The sequence below is a fragment of the Corynebacterium suranareeae genome (genome assembly GCF_002355155.1).
Classification (GTDB): domain Bacteria; phylum Actinomycetota; class Actinomycetes; order Mycobacteriales; family Mycobacteriaceae; genus Corynebacterium; species Corynebacterium suranareeae.
In genome coordinates this window covers 1,287,545-1,311,308 of sequence record NZ_AP017369.1, presented here as the reverse complement: position 1 = coordinate 1,311,308, position 23,764 = coordinate 1,287,545, and the positions used below count along the sequence as shown (strand labels likewise).

General features: G+C 51.8%; 24 protein-coding genes. 7 read left to right on the top strand and 17 right to left on the bottom strand.

The window, feature by feature from the left end; genetic code table 11:
• Positions 1 to 57: 57 nt before the first annotated feature.
• Positions 58 to 1,287: a glucose-1-phosphate adenylyltransferase gene (gene glgC, locus N24_RS06295; protein WP_096459849.1), complete on the bottom strand. Its 1,230-nt coding sequence runs from the start codon at positions 1,285 to 1,287 to the stop codon at positions 58 to 60.
• Between the two features lie 141 nt (positions 1,288 to 1,428).
• On the opposite strand from glgC, the gene glgA reads away from it, so the two are divergent.
• Both glgA and N24_RS06285 read left to right on the top strand, forming a co-directional pair.
• A complete protein-coding gene (gene glgA / locus N24_RS06290; RefSeq protein WP_167382048.1) occupies positions 1,429 to 2,601 on the top strand; it encodes a glycogen synthase in 1,173 nt (390 codons plus the stop codon).
• 154 nt (positions 2,602 to 2,755) lie between these two features.
• Positions 2,756 to 4,252, top strand: coding sequence for a glycoside hydrolase family 32 protein (locus tag N24_RS06285; protein WP_096455301.1), 1,497 nt, complete (start codon positions 2,756 to 2,758; stop codon positions 4,250 to 4,252).
• Positions 4,253 to 4,258: 6 nt separating this feature from the next.
• Here the strand turns inward: N24_RS06285 and N24_RS06280 are convergent, their stop codons facing one another.
• The 7 genes from N24_RS06280 to dapE all read right to left on the bottom strand — a co-directional run bounded on the left by N24_RS06280 (position 4,259) and on the right by dapE (position 9,277).
• Positions 4,259 to 5,125, bottom strand: coding sequence for a methyltransferase domain-containing protein (locus N24_RS06280; protein WP_096455299.1), 867 nt, complete (start codon positions 5,123 to 5,125; stop codon positions 4,259 to 4,261).
• Between the two features lie 62 nt (positions 5,126 to 5,187).
• Complete coding sequence (locus N24_RS06275; RefSeq protein ID WP_096455297.1) at positions 5,188 to 5,355, bottom strand: DUF3117 domain-containing protein; 168 nt, start codon at positions 5,353 to 5,355, stop codon at positions 5,188 to 5,190.
• A gap of 59 nt (positions 5,356 to 5,414) precedes the next feature.
• Positions 5,415 to 5,723 (bottom strand): DivIVA domain-containing protein, encoded by a 309-nt coding sequence (locus tag N24_RS06270; protein WP_096455295.1) that lies wholly within the window; start codon positions 5,721 to 5,723, stop codon positions 5,415 to 5,417.
• A gap of 11 nt (positions 5,724 to 5,734) precedes the next feature.
• Entirely contained in the window at positions 5,735 to 6,451 is a 717-nt protein-coding gene (locus tag N24_RS06265) for a glucosyl-3-phosphoglycerate synthase (RefSeq protein WP_197702428.1), read from the bottom strand.
• Between the two features lie 11 nt (positions 6,452 to 6,462).
• On the bottom strand, positions 6,463 to 7,296 hold the full coding sequence (folP, locus tag N24_RS06260; RefSeq protein WP_096455291.1) for a dihydropteroate synthase: 834 nt from the start codon (positions 7,294 to 7,296) through the stop codon (positions 6,463 to 6,465).
• Between the two features lie 21 nt (positions 7,297 to 7,317).
• Positions 7,318 to 8,088: an LOG family protein gene (locus N24_RS06255; RefSeq protein ID WP_096455289.1), complete on the bottom strand. Its 771-nt coding sequence runs from the start codon at positions 8,086 to 8,088 to the stop codon at positions 7,318 to 7,320.
• A gap of 58 nt (positions 8,089 to 8,146) precedes the next feature.
• Complete coding sequence (gene dapE / locus N24_RS06250) at positions 8,147 to 9,277, bottom strand: succinyl-diaminopimelate desuccinylase (RefSeq protein WP_096455287.1); 1,131 nt, start codon at positions 9,275 to 9,277, stop codon at positions 8,147 to 8,149.
• Positions 9,278 to 9,318: 41 nt separating this feature from the next.
• On the opposite strand from dapE, the gene N24_RS06245 reads away from it, so the two are divergent.
• Genes N24_RS06245 through dapD form a run of 3 tightly spaced genes read left to right on the top strand, consistent with a single transcriptional unit; the run spans position 9,319 to position 12,646 of the window.
• Positions 9,319 to 10,269: a DapH/DapD/GlmU-related protein gene (locus N24_RS06245; RefSeq protein WP_096455285.1), complete on the top strand. Its 951-nt coding sequence runs from the start codon at positions 9,319 to 9,321 to the stop codon at positions 10,267 to 10,269.
• A gap of 42 nt (positions 10,270 to 10,311) precedes the next feature.
• Positions 10,312 to 11,724: an aromatic amino acid transport protein AroP gene (gene aroP / locus N24_RS06240; protein ID WP_096455283.1), complete on the top strand. Its 1,413-nt coding sequence runs from the start codon at positions 10,312 to 10,314 to the stop codon at positions 11,722 to 11,724.
• Between the two features lie 28 nt (positions 11,725 to 11,752).
• The gene (dapD, locus tag N24_RS06235; RefSeq protein ID WP_096455281.1) at positions 11,753 to 12,646 is read left to right on the top strand and encodes a 2,3,4,5-tetrahydropyridine-2,6-dicarboxylate N-succinyltransferase; all 894 of its coding nucleotides are present in this window, start codon (positions 11,753 to 11,755) and stop codon (positions 12,644 to 12,646) included.
• On the opposite strand, the gene N24_RS06230 is transcribed toward dapD, so the two are convergent.
• The 8 genes from N24_RS06230 to typA all read right to left on the bottom strand — a co-directional run bounded on the left by N24_RS06230 (position 12,643) and on the right by typA (position 20,865).
• A complete protein-coding gene (locus tag N24_RS06230) occupies positions 12,643 to 13,803 on the bottom strand; it encodes an HNH endonuclease signature motif containing protein (protein ID WP_096455279.1) in 1,161 nt (386 codons plus the stop codon). The two genes, dapD and N24_RS06230, sit on opposite strands and share 4 nt — an antisense overlap.
• A gap of 162 nt (positions 13,804 to 13,965) precedes the next feature.
• Positions 13,966 to 14,532 (bottom strand): GtrA family protein, encoded by a 567-nt coding sequence (locus N24_RS06225; RefSeq protein WP_167382047.1) that lies wholly within the window; start codon positions 14,530 to 14,532, stop codon positions 13,966 to 13,968.
• Between the two features lie 68 nt (positions 14,533 to 14,600).
• Positions 14,601 to 15,704, bottom strand: coding sequence for a succinyldiaminopimelate transaminase (dapC, locus tag N24_RS06220; RefSeq protein ID WP_096455275.1), 1,104 nt, complete (start codon positions 15,702 to 15,704; stop codon positions 14,601 to 14,603).
• An 8-nt stretch (positions 15,705 to 15,712) separates the two neighbouring features.
• On the bottom strand, positions 15,713 to 16,030 hold the full coding sequence (gene fdxA, locus N24_RS06215) for a ferredoxin (protein ID WP_096455273.1): 318 nt from the start codon (positions 16,028 to 16,030) through the stop codon (positions 15,713 to 15,715).
• A gap of 77 nt (positions 16,031 to 16,107) precedes the next feature.
• Positions 16,108 to 16,521 carry a hypothetical protein gene (locus N24_RS06210; protein WP_096455271.1) on the bottom strand — a complete coding sequence of 138 codons (414 nt, stop codon included), beginning with the start codon at positions 16,519 to 16,521 and terminating at the stop codon, positions 16,108 to 16,110.
• A gap of 7 nt (positions 16,522 to 16,528) precedes the next feature.
• Complete coding sequence (gene mshB, locus N24_RS06205) at positions 16,529 to 17,404, bottom strand: N-acetyl-1-D-myo-inositol-2-amino-2-deoxy-alpha-D-glucopyranoside deacetylase (RefSeq protein WP_096455269.1); 876 nt, start codon at positions 17,402 to 17,404, stop codon at positions 16,529 to 16,531.
• Positions 17,391 to 18,836: an ABC transporter family substrate-binding protein gene (locus tag N24_RS06200; RefSeq protein WP_231910917.1), complete on the bottom strand. Its 1,446-nt coding sequence runs from the start codon at positions 18,834 to 18,836 to the stop codon at positions 17,391 to 17,393. Before N24_RS06200 ends, mshB begins: the two co-directional genes overlap by 14 nt.
• A gap of 115 nt (positions 18,837 to 18,951) precedes the next feature.
• Positions 18,952 to 20,865: a translational GTPase TypA gene (gene typA / locus N24_RS06195; protein ID WP_096455267.1), complete on the bottom strand. Its 1,914-nt coding sequence runs from the start codon at positions 20,863 to 20,865 to the stop codon at positions 18,952 to 18,954.
• Between the two features lie 419 nt (positions 20,866 to 21,284).
• On the opposite strand from typA, the gene N24_RS06190 reads away from it, so the two are divergent.
• Both N24_RS06190 and N24_RS06185 read left to right on the top strand, forming a co-directional pair.
• Entirely contained in the window at positions 21,285 to 22,001 is a 717-nt protein-coding gene (locus tag N24_RS06190; RefSeq protein WP_096455265.1) for an Rv1157c family protein, read from the top strand.
• Between the two features lie 5 nt (positions 22,002 to 22,006).
• Positions 22,007 to 22,546 carry a DUF402 domain-containing protein gene (locus tag N24_RS06185; protein WP_096455263.1) on the top strand — a complete coding sequence of 180 codons (540 nt, stop codon included), beginning with the start codon at positions 22,007 to 22,009 and terminating at the stop codon, positions 22,544 to 22,546.
• A 5-nt stretch (positions 22,547 to 22,551) separates the two neighbouring features.
• Here the strand turns inward: N24_RS06185 and N24_RS06180 are convergent, their stop codons facing one another.
• The gene (locus N24_RS06180) at positions 22,552 to 23,757 is read right to left on the bottom strand and encodes a YkvI family membrane protein (RefSeq protein ID WP_096455261.1); all 1,206 of its coding nucleotides are present in this window, start codon (positions 23,755 to 23,757) and stop codon (positions 22,552 to 22,554) included.
• Positions 23,758 to 23,764: the final 7 nt, after the last annotated feature.

Sequence of the window (23,764 nt, the reverse complement as noted above, 5' to 3'; positions counted from 1 at the left end):
GGTGGGGCGCAGCCGTCGAGAAGCAAAAAAGGGACCGTTAAGGTCCCCTTCTGCGTGTTAGACGATTTCGTTCTTACCCACTACCACGACCCCGCCGGCGCTAACTTTAAAGCGCTGCGCATCGCGCTCGTGATCAACTCCGATGAGCGCACCGTCTCGGACTACGACGTTCTTGTCCAAGATTGCGTGCCGCACCACCGCGCCCTTGCCGATGCGGACACCAGGCATCAACACGGCACCTTCGACTGTGGCACCTTCTTCAACCACAATATCATTAGACAGCACCGAGTTACGTACGGTACCTGCAGAAATGATAGAACCAGATGCCACCATAGAAGATTGTGCAATGCCACCGCGCACGAATTTAGCTGGAGGCAAGTTGCTCTCTGAGGTGGTGTGGATTGGCCACTGAGAGTTGTACAAGTTAAAAATTGGGTGCACAGAAATTAGATCCATGTGGCATTCGTAGAACGCATCGATGGTTCCAACGTCACGCCAGTAGCCTTTGTCGCGCTCGGTTGCGCCAGGAACAATGTTGCTGGAGAAATCATAAACATGCGCGTCATTGCGGGCGACAAAGTACGGGATGATGTCTCCGCCCATGTCATGATCACTGTTTTCGTTATTTTCATCATCTTTCAGCGCCTGGATCAGCGCTTCAGTGGTGAAAATATAGTTACCCATTGATGCATAAGTGACGTCTGGATCATCTGGCGTTCCCGGAGGATCAGCTGGCTTTTCCAAAAACTCAGTGATGTTGCCGTCTTCATCAGATTGGATGCAACCAAAAGCCGTTGCTTCCTCACGCGGAACGCGAATACCTGCCACGGACACCGCTCGACCGGAGGCGATGTGCTCATCCAACATTTGGCTAGGGTCCATGCGGTAGACGTGATCGGCGCCGAAGACGATGACATAGTCCGGTTTTTCATCAGAGATGAGGTTTAAAGACTGCAAAATCGCGTCCGCTGATCCAGTGAACCAGCGCTTACCTAAACGCTGCTGAGCTGGCACGGAAGCAATATATTGTCCTGTCGGACCGGACACATTCCAAGACAAGGAGATGTGCCTGTCTAATGAGTGCGACTTGTATTGAGTCAACACCGCGATTTTGAGGAAACCGGCATTAACCAGGTTCGACAGCACAAAATCTATCAGTCTGTAATTTCCGCCGAACGGGACCGCAGGCTTAGCTCGGTCCTCCGTCAATGGAAAAAGTCGTTTGCCCTCGCCACCTGCGAGAACGATTGCTAAAACATTTGGTCTACCCTTCACACCCTCAACCATAAGTGCAAAATTGCTATCGCGCATGAAAGCTGACTAACAAATTGCCTAAACCTTGAATCAGGGCACACTTAGTAGCCCCTTTTACTGCCCCCATGTCGGTATCGCTGCGCATCTGTTTTTAGAAAGCTAATCTTTGGAACTATGAGAGTCGGAATGATGACAAGAGAGTATCCGCCAGAGGTTTATGGTGGCGCAGGCGTGCACGTTACGGAGCTAACCCGTTTCATGCGTGAGATCACCGAAGTGGATGTGCACTGCATGGGTGCACCACGCGATATGGACGGGGTTTTTGTCCACGGCGTCGATCCTGCCTTGGACAATGCCAATCCAGCGATTAAGACTTTGTCTACTGGTTTGCGCATGGCCGAGGCAGCAAACAACGTAAATGTTGTGCATTCCCATACTTGGTATGCAGGTCTTGGTGGGCACCTTGCAGCTCGTCTTCACGGCATTCCTCACGTTGCCACTGCGCACTCGTTAGAGCCTGATCGTCCGTGGAAGCGCGAGCAGCTTGGCGGCGGTTATGAGGTTTCTTCCTGGTCTGAAAAAAATGCCATGGAATACGCAGATGCGGTCATTGCGGTGTCGGCTCGTATGAAAGATTCCATTTTGAAGGCCTATCCTCGCATTGAGCCCGACAATGTGCGGGTTGTCCTCAACGGCATTGATACCGAACTATGGCAGCCACGTCCCACTTTTGATGACGCAGAAGATTCTGTTCTGCGCGCACTCGGTGTGGATCCGCAGCGCCCCATCGTTGCATTCGTCGGCCGCATCACGCGCCAAAAAGGCGTCGAGCACCTCATCAAAGCAGCAGCGCTTTTCGACGAGTCCGTCCAGTTAGTGCTCTGCGCCGGCGCGCCAGACACCCCCGAAATCGCTGCTCGTACCACCGCTTTGGTGGAGGATCTCCAAGCAAAACGTGACGGCATCTTCTGGGTACAAGATATGTTGAGCAAAGACAAGATCCAGGAAATCCTCACCGCTGCTGATACTTTTGTCTGCCCATCCATTTATGAACCACTGGGCATCGTGAATCTTGAAGCCATGGCCTGCAACACTGCTGTCGTTGCTTCTGATGTCGGTGGCATTCCTGAGGTGGTTGTCGATGGCTCCACCGGAACCCTGGTTCACTACGATGAAAACGATGTCGAAACCTTTGAACGCGACATCGCAGAGGCCGTGAATAAAATGGTTTCCGACCGCGAGCAAGCCGCCAAGTTTGGACTCGCTGGACGTGAACGCGCCATCAATGAATTTTCCTGGGCAACCATCGCCCAGCAAACCATTGATGTGTATAAATCCTTGATGTAAAAGTTCAAGCCGGAGAACCTCACTCCGGCTTAACTCATCGGGGTTAACCGGCTTTCAACTGGGGTTATCCACCTGCCTGTGATGAAAACGCTACTTTAGAGACCAAGACATCCTTGAGAATTGAAGTTTTAGATGAAGGCAGGTCAATTAAGAGATGGCGAACGTTTCCGGGCATCACCGGCCAGAACTACACATCACCGCTGAAAGTGGCGTTTTGTTTGCACCCGCAGGAGTTCTGCTGGACGGCAACACATGGCATTTCTTCCACCAGTACCGTCCCTCCCCTGAGCATGGACCACGCTGGGCACACCAATTTGCTGAACGCACTCCTTTTGTGTGGGATATCTGCGACGATGTTCTAGCCCCAGAAGGCGATGAAACCCAGGTTCGCGCTGGTTCCGTGGTGGCTAACAACGGTGGCGTAGATCTGTATTTCACCTCTGTTGTCGGCCCTACTTCTACAATCCAGCTGGCGCACATCAATGATATTCGTGGCACCACTGAGTTCATCAATGAAGACGAGCTAGAACTCGATCCGGATGTTTCCCGCATTGGTGAGGTCGTAGGAAACACTGACGGCTATGTTAAGTTCCGCTCCCCTTGCGTGATTCCAGGGTGGGAAAACCAAGGCAACAGGGATGAAGGCCACTCTGGGTGGCTCATGCTGGCTGTCACAGGCCCAGTGGAAGCCCCAACCGTGGTCATTTTAGATTCCGCCGATGGCCGCGAATGGGACATCGTTGGACCACTTACCCTCAATGGTCTTTCTGGTCTGGAAGCTGATGAAGTATTGGTAGCTCCACGCATGCTACGTCTACGAGATGAAGTGGACCATGAAATCTATGACGTTTTAATGGTCACCATTGAACAAGATGGCATTGATATTTCTGGATACCTCGTGGGTCAACTCAATGGATCAGAATTTGATGTAAAAACACCCTTTACCCGAATTGACTTTGGGCACGATTTCTCCAGGCCCCGCAACACCAACTATGCAGAATCCACCATTGATTACGACTACGCACACATCTTTGGCCTGATGAACGGCGTGGGGCGTTTGGATACTCCCACCCAACATCTCAGTTGGAAGGAAGAAGGCTGGGCAAATACCATTTCTTTCCCCCGCCTCGTCACGCTGCAAGACGGCTCCGTATTCCAAACCCCACCTGAAGGTCTCTTGGATGCCATTCATGAATCTGAATCAGCAGCCGGTTGGACAGGGCTGTGTGAGATCCCATCCACCAGTGCCGTTGAAGTCGCTTTGTTAGATCAAGAAGGTGAGATCGCAGCAACGATCACTCACCGCCATAACCAACTAGTTATTGATCGATCCATGAACCCAAATCATGCTGGTGATCCTCATGCCATTGCACCGCTCACCGACGACGACACCGATTCACTGTTCATCGTGATTGACGGCTCAACCGTTGAGGTTTTCGCAGATGGTGGCTATGTGTCCATGGCAAGCCGCGTGTATTTCAACAACGGCCCCTTCAAGGAATTCAACGTCACCACCACAGGTGGAGCAACAATTGTGCGCCAAGAAACGCACTTCCCCGATGATTTCAGTTCAGTTGCTCTAGATATAGATGATCTCACTGATCTTACTGAGTTCGATGAAAACGAACCTCACGAAGGACCAGTGAGATAACAAAAACTAGATGCGTTCCAGCCTGGTGATCTTAGCCCGGGCTGTTACTTTCATCTGCTCTGGAAGAGCAGCGATCCGCTCTGCTAGCGCCTCAGGTTTGATGTGGCGGGCAGACGGGCTCATACCAATTTGCGATGCAATGGACTGCTGATCCAACATCATTTCAAACTCAACAAGGTCACTGTCACCAACTGGTTTTAGGTGACCTGCTGCTTGTTCAATCATGCGATCCACTTTGCCGGCCTCAACATCAATGATGCCCAGTGGTTCACGCAGTTCCGCTAGGTGACCGGTGTCTGCGGTGAGCACAATCACCTGTCCCTTTGGCTTTAAGATGCGGGCAAACTCTGCCGCATTGCGGGGCGCGAAAATTACAGTAATCGCGTCAACTGAAGCGTCTGCGATGGGCAAACGCGCCCACGCATCGGCGATCACTGCACCAACTCGAGGGTGGCATTTAGCCAAATGCTTTGCGGCGTGCACCGAAACATCAATACCAATGCCACGTGATCCCACCACTGAGTCAAGGGTATGGGACAGGTAGTAGCCTGTTCCAGCTCCGATTTCACAGACAACAGGCTGGGCATCGTCGCTTAATTCAGCGTGTTCTACAACATCTTGAACATGCTCAGTAACTGCTTCCACGAATGGAGCAAAGTGACCGCCCGAAAGGAAAGTTTCCCGGTCAGCGATCATTTGCGCATCATCGCCTGAGTAACGCAGTCCTGCGCCACCAGCCAGGGTTACATACCCTTGTCGAGCAACATCGTAGGAATGCCCAGATTCAGACACCAACCGTGAAAAATCATCGGCCCCTGAAAGCGGGGTGCCATCGATAGGGTCAGCGAGGACATCAATGATGTGGGAAAGCACGTGTGTATTACTCCTTGAGGTGGATGGTTAAACAAATACTACCCAGGACGTTTACCAAGTAACTACTTGGATGCCTCCAGCAGCAAAGCACCAAGCTCGGCTGCCTCTTCCTTGTTCAATTCCACAACCAGACGCCCGCCGCCATCTGATGGAATCCTCATGACAATCTTGCGACTTTCCTCAACCGCTTCCATTGGTCCGCTTCCGGTCCTAGGCTTCATAGCTGCCATATTGATTCCATCTCCTCACAACAATAAAATCCGCGACTTAACGCGGCTACCAAACCATTTTAGCCGGTTTCAGAATTTTTTGCCCGCAAGTGAACCTGATCAAGCTGAGCGTTTAAGGAATCTACCTGCCATTTTAAGTGAGCGATCACATCATCCACCTGATCTTGGCGATATCCACGCATCACAGTGTCGAACATGATGTTATCGATATTTCCATCCCCTACCGCTTGCCGGTTGTGCTCAACGATCTCATCATTATCCGGCAGTGGCTGGGTTTGTTCACCCCGACCGAAAAGCTTGGCAAAACCCCAGGTGAAAATCACGATGAGCGCCAGCAACACAATGATCATGATTATCCAGGTCAGCATGATTGCCAAGTCTAATAGATTGCTAGTGGTTCACGCTGCACCACCGGAAGATCATGGCCGTGTCGCTGCAAAATAGTTGACGCCACAATATCTGCCATAGATCCCAACGCTTCTAAGGATTGATGGTTGTGACTTCTACTACCGAGGTCTACTTGAGCGATAGACGAGGTGCCAAATTGGCGGGAGACGTCGATAAGCAAACCCACTTCGACGCCGTACCCGGCGACAAACGGCAAGCCCAGTGCGGTGCTGCGTCGAATTGCATACTCGCCGCCGAGCGGCTGGCGGATGTGGCTTAGCTCAGGAAACAGGAGTCGAAGTAGCGGTTTTGCGGTGAGTTCAGTAACGCGTCCACCCCCTGTTGTATGATCACCAAATGTACGCACATAATCGGCCTTGACCAGGTGAATGTCATCGTTTCGGAAAGGGGCAACAAGCTTTTTCACCATGCCTGGGCGGAAGCTGGTGAGATCGGCATCAACAAACACCACGATGTCTCCTCGCGCTGCTGCAACGCCGCGCCAGAGTGATTCACCCTTGCCTGGAATTGGTTCGCTATCGATAATCTCGCGCCAATTAAGCACGGTGGCACCTGCCCCGGCTGCTTGGCTAGCGGTTGCATCTGTCGAATCGGCGTCAATGACCAGCACTTCTAAAGGTTCATCAGCTAGTGCCGCTTCCACCACCTTGGCTACGGTTGGGGCTTCATTAAGCGCAGGTATCACCACGCTCACCGAGCTCACGCAAGCCCCCGAATGGTGTTTAACGGCTGCACATCGCCCATAATCGCCGCAGTCATCTGCAACACATCAAAGGTTTCTGCCACCTCATGCACGCGAAAAGCCGCAACCCCGCGCGCCGCAGCCCAGGCAGTGGCCGCAAGCGTGCCAGAAACACGCTTATCGACGCCCCTATCCAAGGTTTCCCCAATGAAATCCTTATTACTTAGCGCCATGAGCACCGGCCACCCTGTTGCCACCACTTCATCGATCCTGCGCAAAAGTTCAAGTCCATGAAAAGTGTTCTTGCCAAAATCATGAGTCGGATCAATAAACACCCGCCTCTCTGGCACCCCGGCTGCAACTGCTAGCTCAGCTAACTTTGTGGTTTCAGAAATCACATCGGCAACAACATCATCAAAATGCACTCGATGAGGCCTGGTCCTAGGGATCACTCCCCCGGTATGAGAACAGACATATCCCACCTTGTTTTGGCCTGCTACCTGCACCAACTCAGGATCATGGCCTGCCCAAGTATCATTGATCAGCGTCGCACCGTTGCGAACGGCCACATCTGCCACAGAGGCACGCCACGTGTCCACAGAAATATCAATATCTGGGAAACGTTCACGCACCGCAGCGATAATTGGCACTACCCGCTCAATTTCTTCCTCCGCAGATACGAAATCACCAGGCCCGGCTTTCACACCACCAATATCGACAATGCCTGCACCTTGTTCAATTACTTCTGCTGCCCTTTTAAGCGCAGCGGTGTCCTCAAATGTCGCACCCTTGTCATAGAAAGAATCCGGGGTGCGATTGACGATGGCCATGATGACCGGCAAAGAACTCATAACACCTAATGTAGCCACTGCTTAATTATGGCGACGCGCTACATCCAATCCAGCGTGCGCATCGACAATAAATTTAACGGCCTCATCAAGGTCATCGGTAACCAACATGCGATCTACATCAGCTACATCAATCATGCCTTCCTCAACCAGGCGGCTGCGGATCCACTCCACTAACCCCGCCCAAAACTCCGTGCCAATCAACACAATGGGAAAGTTAGTTACCTTGCCTGTTTGAACCATGCACAGCACCTCGAACAGCTCATCCAAGGTGCCAAAGCCACCAGGCAAACACACAAAAGCCTGGGAGTATTTTAAGAACATCGTCTTACGTGCGAAGAAATACCGGAAGTTAAGCCCCAGATCTACATAGGGGTTTAAGTGTTGCTCATGAGGCAACTCAATTCCAAGCCCGACCGAAAGTCCATTGGCCTCGCATGCTCCTTTGTTTGGAGCTTCCATCAGCCCTGGGCCACCACCGGTGACAACAGCATAATCAGCTTCCACCAGCTTCTCACCAAGCGCTACACCAGCTTTGTAATAAGGGTGATCTTCTTTAATGCGAGCCGAGCCAAAAACTGTAACTGCTTTTGGCATTTCATGAAGTGCATCAAACCCCGCCACGAACTCAGATTGAATGCGCAACACACGCCATGGATCGGCATGCTTCCAATCATGGTCAGCACGCATTTCTAGAAGACGCTGGTCAAAGGTGCCCTCAGTTTGGCGACGTTGCAAAACTGGGCCCACCAGGTTGCGGTTTTTCTCTGGACTAGGAGTTTGTTTAGGAGCCATCGTTGATATTTCCTTCCTCAAAATTTGTGGGGAAATACCACGATAGCGCCGATCACAACTATGCGCTCAAGTAACGCCTCAAGATTCCAGCCACCTCCGTGATTTGTTCCACCGGGCATTGCTCATCACGTTTGTGTGCGAAGCTTGGATCCCCTGCACCAAAGTTAAGCGCGGGAATTCCCATCGCAGAAAATCGTGACACATCTGTCCATCCGAATTTTGCGCGGATTTTTTCGCGGCCGACCGCGTCGATAAGCCCGCTTGTCACCTGCTGCCCCAGGCCCGGAAGGGCGCCGCCTGCCCCGTCTTCTACGGCCCATTCAATACCGTCGAACCCGTCCAGCTCAAGCGTGCTGACTACGTGCTCAACTGCCTCATTGAGATCGCGGTTTGGTGCGAAACGGAAATTGATATTCATCCATGCAAGATCTGGAATGACGTTGTTGGCAACACCAGTCTCACAAAATACAATGTTGAGACCTTCCCGGTAGGTCAAGCCATCAATGTTGACTTCTGCGGGTTGATAGGCAGCAATTTTAGCGATAATCGGAGATAGTTTATGCATCGCGTTATCACCAAGCCAGCTTCTCGCTGAATGCGCACGCACCCCATGAGCTGTGACCTTAATGCGTAAATTGCCCTGGCAACCAGCCTCAATCCAGCCACCGGTGGGCTCGCCGAGCAAGGCCAAATCAGCCTCAAGCCACTCGGGGTGTGCAGTGCGAATATGGCCTAAACCGTTGAGGTGATCGGCAACTTCCTCGCACTCATACGCAATCATCGTAAGATCATGCTTAAGTTCCGGACTGGAAGCCAGCGTGGCAAAAGTATGCAGATACACAGCCAAACCGGACTTCATATCCACCGTGCCACAGCCATACATGATGCCATTTTCCGTTCGGCTCGGAAGGTTATCTGCAATGGGCACTGTATCGATGTGACCTGCAAGCATCACTCGGGATGACATACCTTTGTTGGTGCGCGCAAGAACATTGTTATTGAAGCGGAAGACTTCTACACCAGGTAGATTTAGAGATCTAAGTGCACCTTCAATCGCATCTGCAATCTGCTTTTCCTGACCCGACGGACTCGGTATATCTACCAAACGTTGCGTCAGAGTAATCGGATCGCCGAGAAGATCTAGCTTAGGTTCTTCAAGGTTAGGTTCAAAGGTCGAATGAAAATCCACGGGAATAAGCCTACAAATCTTTAGGGAAGCGGTCGAGAAAATTGAGTGAAAATGTTCGTGGAGCCCAAGCAATTGGCATTGCAAACATCGCTATGGATGGAACAGTCCTGGATACGTGGTATCCAGAACCTCAGATTTTCAACCCTCAGCAATGGGCCGAGCGATACCCACTCGCGGTAGGCACCACGCGGCTTGGTGCGAATGAGCTCACACCGCGAATGCTGCAATTAGTCAAACTCGATCAAGATCGACTGGTCGAGCAAGTTGCGGTTCGCACCATCATTCCAGATCTTGCCCAACCACCAGTCGACGCTCACGATGTTTACCTGCGTTTACATTTGCTCTCTCACCGATTAGTTCGGCCGCATGAAATGCATATGCAAAATGCCCTAGAGCTGCTGTCCAATGTTGTATGGACAAACAAGGGTCCGTGTCTGCCAGAAAACTTTGAATGGGTCCGCGGAGCTTTGCGCTCCCGAGGATTAATCCACGTGTATTGCGTAGACCGACTTCCACGCATGGTCGACTATGTTGTTCCTCCTGGTGTACGCATTTCCGAAGCAAAGCGTGTGCGTCTCGGAGCGTATCTTGCTCCTGGCACATCAGTGCTTCGTGAAGGTTTTGTATCGTTTAACTCCGGCACAATAGGTGCTGCCAAAATTGAAGGGCGCTTAAGTTCTGGAGTCGTCATCGGTGAAGGTTCTGAAATTGGATTGTCCTCCACCATCATGTCACCGAGGGATGAGAAGCGTAGGCGCCTGCAATTGACCATTGGCAAAAACTGCCACTTCGGAGTGAGCTCAGGAATCATCGGCGTCAGTCTCGGTGATAACTGCGAAATCGGAAACAACATTGTGCTAGATTCCGATACCCCCATTTGGTTTGCCGACGCAAAAGAATACCGAACCGTTAATTCAATCGAAGGCCAGTCCAATTGGTCGATTAAGCGCGAAACGGGATACCACGAGCCAGTTGCACGCCAAAAACCCTAACCTGTTTTCATAACTAGTAGCATGTGGGTTTACGGTTGAAGAATGGCTTCCACCAAAACTACTTCATCCACATCTAATGAAGGGCTGGGAACCGGACTTCGGACCCGCCACCTCACAATGATGGGACTTGGCTCCGCAATCGGTGCCGGTTTGTTCCTCGGCACTGGCGTGGGTATCCGCGCGGCAGGCCCAGCCGTGCTCGTGGCATACATCATCGCCGGCGCGATCGTTGTGCTTGTCATGCAGATGCTCGGCGAGATGGCTGCTGCACGTCCCGCTTCAGGATCATTTTCACGTTACGGCGAAGACGCCTTTGGCCACTGGGCTGGATTCTCCCTGGGTTGGCTGTATTGGTTCATGCTCATCATGGTGATGGGCGCAGAGATGACCGGTGCAGCTGCCATCATGGGTGCGTGGTTTGGTGTTGACCCCTGGATTCCTTCGTTGGTTTGTGTTGTATTTTTCGCTGTCGTCAACCTTGCAGCTGTGCGTGGCTTTGGTGAGTTTGAATACTGGTTTGCGTTCATCAAAGTTGCGGTGATCATCGCGTTTCTTATCATTGGCATCGCATTAATTTTTGGATTGCTGCCAGGCACTACTTTTGTCGGAACTTCTAACTTCATCGGTGATCATGGTTTCATGCCAAATGGACTTTCGGGAGTTGCCGCTGCTTTGCTCGCGGTGGCTTTTGCATTCGGCGGTATTGAAATTGTCACCATTGCTGCCGCAGAATCAGATAAACCTCGCGAAGCTATTTCCCTTGCTGTCCGCGCAGTTATTTGGCGAATCTCAGTGTTCTATTTGGGCTCTGTTTTGGTGATTACTTTCCTTATGCCTTTCGAGAGCATCACTGGTGCAGACACAGCTGCAGATTCACCATTTACTCAAATTTTGTCCATGGCGAATATCCCTGGCGTCGTTGGTTTTATGGAAGCAATTATCGTTCTCGCGTTGCTTTCTGCTTTCAACGCCCAAATTTATGCAACCTCACGTCTAGTGTTTTCCATGTCTAATCGACAAGATGCCCCACGAATCTTTGGAAAACTCAGCACCAGCAATGTCCCCACCAATGCTGTGCTGCTTTCCATGTTTTTCGCATTCGTATCCGTAGGTTTGCAGTACTGGAATCCAGCTGGGTTGCTTGATTTCCTTCTCAATGCCGTAGGTGGCTGCCTGCTTGTTGTTTGGGCAATGATCGCGTTATCCCAGTTGAAACTCCGCAAAGAAATCCAAGAAAACGGTGAAATTTCTACTGTGCGGATGTGGGCTCACCCTTGGCTCGGAATCCTGACCTTGGTGCTGCTGGCTGGGCTGGTGATCCTCATGCTCGGCGATGCAGGTTCACGCAACCAGGTTTACTCCGTTGCTATTGTTTATGGATTCTTAGTGCTGTTGTCTTTTGCCACAGTAAATAGTCCACTACGTGGTGGCCGCACACCATCCGACTTGAACTGATCGTGCGATAGAAATTATTCTGTAGGTCATGACTACTGCTTCCGCAACCGGAATTGCAACACTGACCTCTACTGGCGACGTCCTGGACGTGTGGTACCCAAAAATCGGGACCACCAATCAGGATGCGCTTAAAGCTCTTGAAGGCGTTGACGAAGACCGAAACGTCACCCGCAAGATCGTGACAACAACGATCGACACCGAAGCTGCTCCTGCCGATGCTTATGATGCTTGGCTGCGCCTGCACCTTCTCTCCCACCGAGTTTTCCGCCCTCACACCATCAACCTTGACGGAATTTTTGGACTTTTGAACAACGTTGTGTGGACTAACTTCGGCCCATGCGCGGTCGAAGGTTTCGCGCTGACCCGCGCCCGCCTGGCACGCCGGGGCCAAGTGACGGTTTATAGCGTCGACAAGTTTCCACGCATGGTGGATTACGTGGTTCCCTCGGGTGTGCGCATCGGTGATGCAGACCGCGTCCGACTTGGAGCGTACTTGTCAGAAGGCACCACCGTTATGCACGAGGGTTTCGTGAACTTCAACGCTGGCACGCTGGGCGCTTCCATGGTCGAAGGCCGTATCTCCGCAGGTGTCACCGTCGATGATGGCACCGACGTCGGTGGCGGCGCATCCATCATGGGTACCCTATCCGGTGGCGGGCAGCATGTTATTTCACTAGGCAAGCGCTGCCTGCTCGGCGCCAACTCCGGCTGCGGCATTCCGCTGGGCGACGATTGTATCATCGAGGCCGGCCTCTACATCACTGCAGGCACGAAAGTGCTTATCGACGGCTCCCTCGTGAAAGCCTCCTCCCTCGCTGGCTCAAACGGTCTTGTTTTCAGGCGTGACTCAGTTAGTGGTCAAGTTGTAGCAGTGCCCAACTCCAAGGTGATTGAGCTTAACTCTGAGTTGCACGCCAACTAGTCTTCTTTGTTGAGTGCGTGGTCGCGGAGGCGTTCAAACCGAGCCTGCATACGATCACGCAGCAACTGACCCCAGATCCCTCTCGGCATCTGCTTCACCAAAGGTCCCGCAGGTCTGGTGATCGCTGGGACATCCATCGGCCCGATCCACTTAATCTCCGCCATCCCATTAGCCTCAGCCTCATAGCGGTGATCGGTTTTCATATTGTGATGCCGCTGGCACAACAACTGCAGGTTCCACTCTGCTGTGGGGCCGCCCTGGTCCCACGGGATGATGTGGTCGACTTGGCACTTACTCGCAGGGACACAGCACCCTGGGAAGCGGCAATGCCCATCCCTCGCCCTGATTAGGGCTTTCATCTTCTCACTCGGGGTGTAGGACTTCTCCGTACGCTCTGCCACCTCATCCAGATCCTTGGTGCACACCAAGGTCGCATGAGCATAGGCCTTAGGATCAATATCACCATCATCAGGTGACCACAGCTGCTCAGGATGATGATGAGGGCTATAGAGATACTTAGTGATCTTCACGTCCATTTGGCTGGTGATAAACGCCATGAATGCTTCAGGTAGGTCCATCTCCTGTTCGGCAAGCTTGTTCAGTAAGTCATTGAGTAGGTGGCGGTCATGGCCGCTGATTTTGATGCGGACATAGGTGGCGTCATCGGTGGTGGTGACTTTGACGTAGTCCTCGGTCTGTGGGGTGGTGTTGGTGCTTTCTGGGTCGAGTTCTTTGATCCAGGTGGCGATACGTTTTGCCAGGGTGGAGGATTGGATCATCACTTCGCCGTTGGTGACTGGGGTTAAAGCGTCGGTGATGCGTAGGTCGAGTTCTTCCCATAGGGCAGGGTCTGCTTTGGCGACGGCGACCATGATGGAGGAAAGGTAGCGGATGCTGAGGAAGAAGTAGCGTTCTTGGATAGCACGCAAGTGTGGGAGGTTGGTCATGGCGGCCATAGCGTTGAGGCCGTTGTTGACTTCGTGGCGGGAGAAGCCGGTGATGCGGATGACTTCGGTGATAAAGGAGTCTGCGTCCATGTTGTCTGAGTCGGTGGTGAGTGTGACCCAGAGTTGGTGGGTGTCGCGGTTGATGTCGGTGGTGTAGTGGGCGTATGGGTCGTGTGGGTTGTTGTGGCTGAAGTAGATTTCTTGGATCATGATTCCCCCTGGATGTCATGTGTTCTACTGCCATGGTGCCTTATGGGGTGGACACCTACAACCTTTTTATTCGAACCTTTATTCGATTGTTAGATTTGAAGAAAACCCATATTAGAACACTGAATTGGACGCAAATCCTTGTTCTAATATGGGTCTTTTGGACTAAACCGGATCAGATTCCAGAACCACTCTTGTTTTCGGCTTCTTGAAGGTCCAGTACTTATTCACAATGAAGTTCACTGGCATGGAGACAAAGATGGAAATCACCAACGCCCAATAGAACTTAGTACGGAAGCCTGTTGAATCATCAAAGAGCTCCGACGACAAGGCAATTGGTGATGTTTCATTCATTAGCAGTGTAGCCACAACCTGGCTAGCTATAAACGCCACAAGACCAGTTGCAAGGAAGGGGAAAAAACCTTTCCACCAGGACACGATCGTTGCTGTCTTGAAGGTCCACATGCGGTTGAGCTGGTAGTTCCACGTGTTAGCCACAAGGAACGCAATGGTCATGAACACGTGATACCAACGGATGTGGAATGAGGAGCCAAGCAAGTTCATAAAAGCATCGCTTTCATGAATGCCAACGGTCCATCCAGCTATCTTCTTAGACAACGCCGCTACCGCCAGGTTAACCAGCGTTCCAGAGCCACCAACGATTCCAAACTTGATGAACTGCCTGGAAGCCCTCAAAAATCGACTACCCCAGGTTTTTTGCTTGGAATTCAAATGGCCTCTTTCAACAACGGACAAAGTTCAACAACGAACAAAATTAAACAAAATAAGCTTAGTCGTGTTTAGCCCAGGCGAGAAACAAAGGCATCGATACGTTCATCGGTCTCAGTCATGGCAACACGCACGTGTTGGGTGCCACGAGGACCGTAGAAGTCTCCTGGTGCTACCAAAATTCCCCGCTCAGCGAACCAATCTACGGTATCACGGCAAGGCTCATCGCGGGTTGCCCAGAGGTAAAGTCCAGCTTCAGAATTGTCCACACGGAAACCTGATTCCAGCAGACCACGCATCAGCTTGGCGCGCCGTTTCGCGTAAATAAGCTTCTGTCCGGCTTCTTGGTCATCATCGTTTAAAGCCGCGATCATGGCCTGCTGGATTGGGTATGGAACCATCAAGCCGAGGTTCTTTCGCACTTCGGTGAGCTCACCAATTAAAGCTGGATCACCCACAAGGTAGCCCGCACGGTAGGAAGCAAGGTTTGAGGTTTTAGACAGCGAATGAATCGCGATCAAATTGGTGTGGTCACCATCGCATACACGTGGGTCCAGAATGGAAATTGGTGGGTTTTCATCGTCCCAACCAAGACCCAGGTAGCATTCATCAGCAGCTAGGATCACGTTGTTTTCCTGAGCCCACTTCACCACCTTGCGCAAGTGCGGAATGCCCAATACTTTGCCAGTGGGGTTCGATGGTGAATTGATAAACATCATCGCTGGGATCTGCGGGCCAAGCTTGAACAATGAATCCGAGCGCATCGCAGTGCACCCTGCAGCCACCACTGCTACCTCGTACGTTGGGTAGGCAACTTCGGGGATAACCACGGTTCCGGAAATGCCCAATGCGAAAGGCAGCAGCGCGATGGCTTCCTTGGTGCCCACGACGGGGAGGAGGGAGGCGTCGACAAGCTTTGTCATGTTGTAGCGCCGCTCAAGCGCGCCCTTAATGGCTGCGCGGAGTTCCGGGGTGCCGATGGTTTGTGGGTAACCCGAAAACCCCGCTGCTTCTGCGAGCGCTATCTGAATGCTGGGCGCGACCGGATCAACCGGTGTTCCAACAGAAAGATTAACAATTCCATCCGGGTGCGACGCGGCCTTAGCTTTTGCGCCGGCGAGCGAATCCCACGGAAAATCAGGAAGAACAGAAACAAGCGGGGTACGAGAGGTCATGCGTTCGATTATGCCTGAGGAGGCAACGCAGCGATCAATGGGTGATCAAAATCTTGTGGACCAAGCTTTGCTGCACCACCTGGAGAGCCCAGATCGTCGAAAAATGCAGCGTTGGCATCGTTGTAATCGATCCACTCGTCTGGAACATCGTCTTCGTAGAAGATTGCCTCAACTGGGCAAGCAGGCTCACATGCACCACAGTCCACGCACTCATCCGGGTGGATGTACAGCGAGCGCTTACCCTCGTAGATGCAGTCAACCGGGCATTCTTCAACGCAGGCACGATCCATAACGTCAACGCAGGGCTGTGCGATTGTGTAGGTCATGGGTTTTCGTTTACTCCTGAGAACTTGAGAGGCTAATAAATATGGGGTCAAAATGGTGAAGCTGTAGGCCTATTATGCTACTTCCCCCTAACCGCAGGCCAAATTCCGCCGGAAAAACCAGCAAAAAGTAGCAGTACTGTGCGAATATTATTCGGTATTAATTGATCCCCTACAACCACGCTCCACACAAGCAACGCCATAAAGCCTGCGATCCACACCATAAGTGGCGTGAATTTTGCAAGCCAATGATCGGTCCACAGCATAGAAGTCCTGGTCAAGACCATATTGAACAAGAATGCAATGACGATTGTGTAGGGCACAGCGAGGGAAACTCCACCTGGAAAAGTAACTCTAGTGCCTAGATAAATTACCTCTAAAAGCACCGAAATGAGTGCCCCTAAACTGAGCCAAAATAGCCCACCAAACACCTCTCCCCGACCGGGATTTTGGTGAATGAAACTCTTGTTCCGAACCTGTTCAGATTCTGCCATAACTATGTCAGAACTCCAGTCCGTCGAGCACTCCCGTGGCTCCCTCTGGCAGTGGAACGCCGTGGCCTAGTTGATAGTGTTCGTGGCGCATAATGGGCTGCGCGATCAAATTCGACAGCGCCCACACTTTCACTCCTGTTTGGCTAGTGGCGGCATGCGCAGCAACTGGATTGGTACGGGATATAGATCCATCTGCAATCCAGAGTTGAGTAGCATGAGCGCGCATAGATTCAACCTTTTTGGCATATACCTCATCGCTGAGTTCAACAGCCAGATCAACAGAATCAACCGCAGCAAGCTCTCCAGCGCCCCAACCATCAGGGGTCTGAGTGATTGCCTCGAGGCCTTCGTCTAACTCCTTACGATCGCTGACAGCCCACAAAATCCTCGGGGTATCTCCGGCTGCTGCATGCGTAATCTCGTGCGCGCGAATGTGATCAGGATGCCCATACCCTCCATCTGGCCCATAGGTGATCAACAAATGCGGACGCAATTGCTCAAGCAACTCACGCAGCTGGTTTACTGCACGCTCACCCGAGTGAATAAACGCACGAGGATGCTCATTTGCAGGATCCCCCACCATTCCTGAATCACGCCAACAACCAGCGCCACCCAAATGAATGCCACGCACACCCAAAATCTCTAAAGAGGCATACAGCTCATGAATCCTAAATCCACCAAGCTGATCTGCATCCCCATTGACAAGTTGCGCAAACGTATCACCGATCACTTCACCTTGTTCCCCCAAAGTGCACGTAATCACCGTGACATCTGCGCCTCGAGCTGCAAGATCCGCCAGCACACCACCCGTTGTGATTGCTTCATCATCAGGATGCGCGTGGACTGCTACCACTCGGGCACCCGACAGATCATTGTTCCACATCATTTTTCCTCCAACTTGCCGCACTTGAAATTCCGCCCGGCCAACCATCTGCAGCCCCTAGGATACCGTTGTTTTTCGCCTCTACCCGCGTCTCCCGCAGGATCGGAACCCGCAGGTGATTGCTGGCATTAAATTGCTGCTCCCATGTAGCATCAAAAGGAATATCGCCAGCTAAAACACCATTAATGTATTCGGTGGTGTCTTCAGCACACCACTTTGCCAAATTCACGCCACACGCCAACCGATCCGCTAAAGCTACCGAATCCGTGGCATTTCGAGTCCATGCCACAACCGCATCAAAATCCCCAGCAATCGCCGAACTCAAGTCCGTAGTCACGACTTGAGCCTTGATCCCATCAGCAGCCAGCATATCGACGATCGCCCGCGCAGCTGCCAATGCAGCATCGTCGGCAGGGTCCGCCGCCAATCGCAGTGCAGGTATTTCTTGCTTGTCGACGCTCGCCTCCACCGTTTCAGCCACCCCTAGGTTTGAGCTGCGCCCGCCGGCTAGACGGGCGGTGAGGGGGACGTCGATAAGCGAAGTCAGGTAGGCGCGCTGTGCCGGAGCCAGCGCTTCGGCATTGAAGACCAGCTCGAGCGTGCGCGTGGTGTCTGAGACCCGCACGTCAGTATTTCGCACCAGATTAAGCGTGTCTACCAGTGTTTCCTGCGGGGTGAGATTCATAAACGAACTCTGCCCTGTGCGCAGATACTCCCCCGCCCGTGACGGCGATGCCACAGTATTAAATTGCAACATCTCCACATGTGCCGGGTTTTCACCCCAGAAACGATCATTGCGCGATAACGTAATCACCCCGCGCTGCCGGTCAATCGAACGAACCATATAGCGGCCAGCGGAAGCTGGAATCGAATCATAAAACGCTGTCTGGAATGTAGAGCCACCAGCAATCAAATGACTAGGCAATAAGTTTTGGAACAGCACATGCCAATCAGCAATCGGTTGACTAAAAATCACATCTACCGTTTTTCCGCCGCCGGAGGTCTCAATTTTAGAAATCGACGAGTACGCCGTCTCATTCAGCGTGCCTGATCCAGCCACAATAGATTTACGTAGATACTCAAAATCAGCGCCTGTAATCGGAGTACCATCACTCCACTGGGCTTCTTGCGCAATGGTATACCTGACCGTTAGATCGTCTACCTGCTCAACATTATCCAAGAGATCGGTATTTAATTGATTGCCATCAAAGGCGCTCGGTAGAACCAACGAGGCAATATCGCGAACCAACGGCGAATCATCAGAGAGCAAATGTGGATTAAAACCATTGCGGATCGGATCAATGCCAATGCTGATGGTTTCTCGATCCTGCTTGGGGGCCTCTTCCTCCACCGTTGTGGTAGTCGTAGCCGTGGTTGTTGCAGTGGTTGGCTCCTCAACAGGTGCTGGACCTGGATTAGCTTGACATGCCACCAAAGAAACGGTGCATGCAACAACACTTAGAATTCCGAACCTTAATCTCACCCCCAAAATACTACTGGCCCGCTGCATCCAAAGGACACAGCGGGCCAAGCGAACTTAAAAAGATTTACTTGTTCAAGTTCTTCGCGCGGGAACGTGCACGACCACGCTCGGTAGCATTCAAAATGACCTTGCGGATGCGCAGCACATCTGGGGTAACTTCAACGCACTCATCAAAACCACAGAACTCAAGAGCCTCATCAAGTGACAAGGAGTGAGCCTTAGCCAAAGTCACGGTGGTATCCGCAGAAGCTGCACGCATGTTGGTGAGCTTCTTTTCCTTGGTTGGGTTGATGTCCATATCCTCTTCGCGGTTATTGGAACCAACAACGACACCCTCGTAGGTCTCGGTGCCTGGCTCAACGAAGAAGGTTCCGCGGTCTGCCAACTGGGTCAAAGCATAAGCGGTGATCTGGCCGGAGCGGTCTGCAACCAAAGAACCATGAGCACGGCCCTTGATTTCACCAGCCCAAGCGTCCATGCCATCAGAGTAGGAGTTAGCGATACCGGTACCACGGGTTTCAGTCATGAACTGGGTACGGAAACCAATCAGGCCACGAGCTGGGATGCGGAATTCCATGCGGATCCAGTCAGAACCAGGAGTAGTGGCCATGGTCTGCATGAGACCCTTGCGGGTAGCCAGCAGCTGGGTGACATTGCCCTGGTACTCGGCAGGGACATCGATAACGATGATTTCATATGGCTCGTGCAGCTTGCCATCGATGGTCTGGGTAACAACCTGTGGCTTACCAACAGTGAGCTCGAAGCCTTCACGACGCATGGTCTCAACAAGAATGGACAGCGCCATTTCACCACGGCCCTGAACTTCCCAAGCGTCTGGACGCTCAGTTGGCAGCACCTTCAAGGAAACGTTACCGATCAGCTCCTGCTCAAGACGAGCCTTAACCACACGTGCAGTCAGCTTGTCTCCGCCGCCACGACCAGCCATTGGTGAGGTGTTCACACCAATGGTCATGGACAGTGCTGGCTCATCAACAGTAATGCGAGGTAAAGCAACTGGGTTTGCAGGATCCGCGAGGGTATCACCAATCATGATGTCCTCAATGCCGGAAATAGCTGCGATGTCTCCTGCGACAACTTCTTCTGCAGGAACACGAGTCACACCAACGGTAGCGAGAAGCTCCGCAATCTTAGCGGTCTTGGTGTGCTGGTTGCCCTCATCATCGTAGTGAATCCAAGCAACCTGCTGGCCCTTACGCAAGGTACCTGCGTGCACACGGACCAGACCGATACGACCCAAGAAGGTGGAAGAGTCAAGGTTGGTGACATGAGCCTGTAGCGGTGCATCGATCTCTGCGGTTGGCTCTGGAAGAACCTCGTAGAGGGTCTCGAACAAAGGCATAAGATCTGGGGAATCAGGAACGTTTCCGTTACCTGGGTTTTCAGTAGAAGCCTTACCCTCACGACCGGAGGTGTAAAGAACTGGCAGATCAAGAAGCTGCTCAGCTGCCGCTGCTGCTTCTTCATCATCAAGTGCAGAAGCAAGCTCTAAGAGCAGATCCTGTGCTTCTTCTACAACCTCATCAATGCGGGCATCTGGGCGGTCAGTCTTGTTCACTGCAATGATCACTGGCATCTTTGCAGCAAGTGCTTTACCAAGAACAAAGCGGGTCTGAGGCAATGGACCTTCGGATGCGTCAACGAGAAGGACAACACCGTCAACCATGGACAGTGCACGCTCAACCTCGCCACCGAAGTCAGCGTGGCCTGGGGTGTCAATGACGTTGATGATCAAGTCATTGCCATCTTTGCCTGCACCCTTGCGACGGATAGCGGTGTTCTTGGCAAGGATGGTGATGCCCTTTTCCTTTTCCAGGTCACCGGAGTCCATCACACGGTCGGCTACTTCACCGTGGTCACTGAATACGCCAGACTGCTCGAGCATGGCATTAACAAGTGTGGTCTTTCCGTGGTCAACGTGCGCGACGATCGCTACGTTACGAAACTCTGGGTGGGTCACTGGGGGCATTCTCCTGCCGGATAAAGAAATATGGAGGACTGCGTTAAAACAAATCGTAAAATCGAGTCCATTGTTTTAGAACGCTATCACTGTACTCGCATTAGCGCAGTTTCCGCACATTGTGAGGCAAATCTCCATACTTTTATGGATTTTTAACTATTCTTGCGCGAATTTTTGTAACGGATCGGTCTCGGGGAGCGACAAACCGATCAAGAAGGCGAAGTTTTTAGTTGCTGTTTGCCGTGAAATCTGAATTTGGGATTAAAGAAAACTAGAAGTTCACCTTAATTCTTATTGACAGCAAATATTCTGCGATTAATGTGACAGGAGGAAAAGAAGTTAACTTCAGTTGCTCATGTGACTAATGTTGTTTCCTCCGACTCGAAGAATTGTCCCGTTGAAAGGTAAGTAAAACTCAAGTGACAAAGACACTTCCCCGACTCCTCGCAGTCGCTGCAGCTCTAGCCGTAGCAATCCCGGCAACCCCGGTAGCTTCGGCTGTCACACCGGTTGAGCAAGCTTTCAACGCCTCTTCTAACCTCTCCAGCGGACTTCCCGTCGACCAATGGGGACGCCCAAATGAACAACTGCGCCAACAAATTGAGCAAACAGTAAATCAACCTTGGGTTCCGCAGGACATTAAAAATATCGTTTCTCCAGCTCTGGGCTTTATCTCCGGTGATGACAGCGAAGGCGGAGACATCCAAGTCCCCGAAAACGCACCGCGCATCGCACAGTTCTTTTGGCCAACACGCGCTGAAAATTGCATCGGAGGCAACTCCGCCGCTGTGGGATCCGCCTTCGCAGTTCCAGGACCAGCAGATCTTCCACTTCCTGGAGCAGGAGTTGGCCAAACCTCGTTCGTGTTTACAGCACTTGGAACTGGCCCACTGGCAGAGCAACAAAACACCGCAATGACGGTTCAATGGGCAAACCTAAGCAATTTCACCCACGGCTCTACCACTTTGAGCAATACAGGTATTAACCCTGACGGTCCTTCTACGATTTCTGGTGTGGCAGATACAGGGCGTGGCATTATTGTCGCGTCCCTTTCAGGTGGCCTCACCACATCCACTGACAACGGTTCAGCGAACTGTAATTTCATCCCGACTGCTGTCGTATTTGATGTGAGGTAAAAGCAATGACTGATCTACACCCTGTAAAACAGGAAACCTTCAACACTGCGGAATCAATCAATACCGATCCCAAGGGTTTTCTACGCGAAGTAGATACTTTCAAGGTCACTGACTTCGGCCTATACATGGCACGCGGTGCAAACCATCCAAAGTTTGGATATTTGGAAAGCTGGCTCCTTCCAGATCTTGGGCTGCGCGCAAATATCTTCCACTTCCGCAAAGGTGTAGATGAACGCCAGGATTACTACATTGATGTTGCTGAAATCCGTGTAGAAGACAATATTTGGACCACCCGCGACCTTTATGTAGATCTCATCTCAGTGTGCGGGGAGCCCGTCACCGTCATGGATATTGATGAACTCGCAGCAGCAACATCTGCAGGACTTATCACTGCAGACGACGCCGAACGAGCAATCGATGCCACATTAAATGCAGTCGAAGGAATTACCCGCCACGGTGACGATCCCATGCAGTGGCTACGCTCCAAAGGCATCGAACTTACCTGGGCTGATGCCAGCACAGTTGAGCTTGTTCCAGCTGAATAACTCCTCTATTTCTTCATCGCTGCTTTAATCTGTTCCTCATCCAAGTTTGAATCTTGGATTTCCTGGTGAAGCACCGCACGCTCAGCCTCACTCAGCGCACCATCGTGACCGATCTGCAAAAGATCCGCAATACGCATACGGCGATCAGCTTCCCTGTAAATGCGCACGCGTCCACGAACCCACGCCACCATCATCACGCCGATCAAAAGCAATCCGATGTAACCCAGCACAGGGTAAACATAGCCCACCAGGTTCTTAAAGCCCACGAAACTGAGCACGAAACCAATCAGAACCGTAAGCACATATACCGGACGGAATCGCTTAGGATTTTTCGCAGTAATTCGCCTGCCCAGCGCATAGAACATTCCCAGTGCCGTGTTGAAGATCATTCCATAGATAACCACCGCCATAATTTGTCCAGCAAATGGGCTCAGCTGGTTGATAATGGTCAGCATTGGCATATCGTCTTGGCCTACTTTTTCAACAGCTGCAAACAGGGTCAATGCGCTGATGATGATCAAGAAACCCAAGATCAAACCACCGACTAGCCCACCGCGTCCTGCAACCCGTGGGTTGAACATGGAGCCGCCAATAACCACTGCCATTGATACGGCGACCATGAGGTTAAAACCTACGTAGTTCACCGCAGCTACCACCCAGTGCGGCAAAGTGGTGCCAACTTCCTTAGCTGCGGTATCAAGCTGATCAACTGGGCTGAAATTGCCTTCAACCAATGTGTAGATTGATGCCACCGTGATGAAAATGATGATAAATGGTGTAATCGCACCGATTACTGTGGTGACTTTGTCTACATCCAACATGCCTGCTGCTAGAACCAACAGCACCATGATGACTGACCCGATCCACAAGTCCAGACCCCACTGCTGGTTCAAGTTGGATCCAGCCCCTGCGAACATGACAAAACCGGTAGAAAATAGCGTCACCACCACACCAATATCTAAAATTTTGGAAAATACTGGATGGCTTACACGACGAAACACTTCTCCATGTTCGCCTGCATTAAAGTAGCTGCCTAATTGCAAAATGATCAGCGCCATCACTGACATGATCACTGCGGAAACTACAACACCCCATATTCCGTCCACGCCAAAAGCCACAAAATACTGCATAACTTCTTGGCCTGATGCGAAACCAGCACCGACGATGATGCCCACAAAGGCAAAAGCCACCCTTAGAATCTGAATAGTCATAGATCAA

Bases quoted from the DNA above. Each gene is read 5' to 3' on its own strand.
- glgC (WP_096459849.1), bottom strand. From the start codon at position 1,287: ATGGTTGAGGGTGTGAAGGGTAGACCAAATGTTTTAGCAATCGTTCTC.
- glgA (WP_167382048.1), top strand. From the start codon at position 1,429: ATGAGAGTCGGAATGATGACAAGAGAGTATCCGCCAGAGGTTTATGGT.
- N24_RS06285 (WP_096455301.1), top strand. From the start codon at position 2,756: ATGGCGAACGTTTCCGGGCATCACCGGCCAGAACTACACATCACCGCT.
- N24_RS06275 (WP_096455297.1), bottom strand. From the start codon at position 5,355: ATGGCAGCTATGAAGCCTAGGACCGGAAGCGGACCAATGGAAGCGGTT.
- N24_RS06270 (WP_096455295.1), bottom strand. From the start codon at position 5,723: ATGCTGACCTGGATAATCATGATCATTGTGTTGCTGGCGCTCATCGTG.
- folP (WP_096455291.1), bottom strand. From the start codon at position 7,296: ATGAGTTCTTTGCCGGTCATCATGGCCATCGTCAATCGCACCCCGGAT.
- N24_RS06255 (WP_096455289.1), bottom strand. From the start codon at position 8,088: ATGGCTCCTAAACAAACTCCTAGTCCAGAGAAAAACCGCAACCTGGTG.
- aroP (WP_096455283.1), top strand. From the start codon at position 10,312: ATGGCTTCCACCAAAACTACTTCATCCACATCTAATGAAGGGCTGGGA.
- dapD (WP_096455281.1), top strand. From the start codon at position 11,753: ATGACTACTGCTTCCGCAACCGGAATTGCAACACTGACCTCTACTGGC.
- N24_RS06230 (WP_096455279.1), bottom strand. From the start codon at position 13,803: ATGATCCAAGAAATCTACTTCAGCCACAACAACCCACACGACCCATAC.
- dapC (WP_096455275.1), bottom strand. From the start codon at position 15,704: ATGACCTCTCGTACCCCGCTTGTTTCTGTTCTTCCTGATTTTCCGTGG.
- fdxA (WP_096455273.1), bottom strand. From the start codon at position 16,030: ATGACCTACACAATCGCACAGCCCTGCGTTGACGTTATGGATCGTGCC.
- N24_RS06210 (WP_096455271.1), bottom strand. From the start codon at position 16,521: ATGGCAGAATCTGAACAGGTTCGGAACAAGAGTTTCATTCACCAAAAT.
- mshB (WP_096455269.1), bottom strand. From the start codon at position 17,404: ATGTGGAACAATGATCTGTCGGGTGCCCGAGTGGTAGCAGTCCACGCG.
- N24_RS06185 (WP_096455263.1), top strand. From the start codon at position 22,007: ATGACTGATCTACACCCTGTAAAACAGGAAACCTTCAACACTGCGGAA.
- N24_RS06180 (WP_096455261.1), bottom strand. From the start codon at position 23,757: ATGACTATTCAGATTCTAAGGGTGGCTTTTGCCTTTGTGGGCATCATC.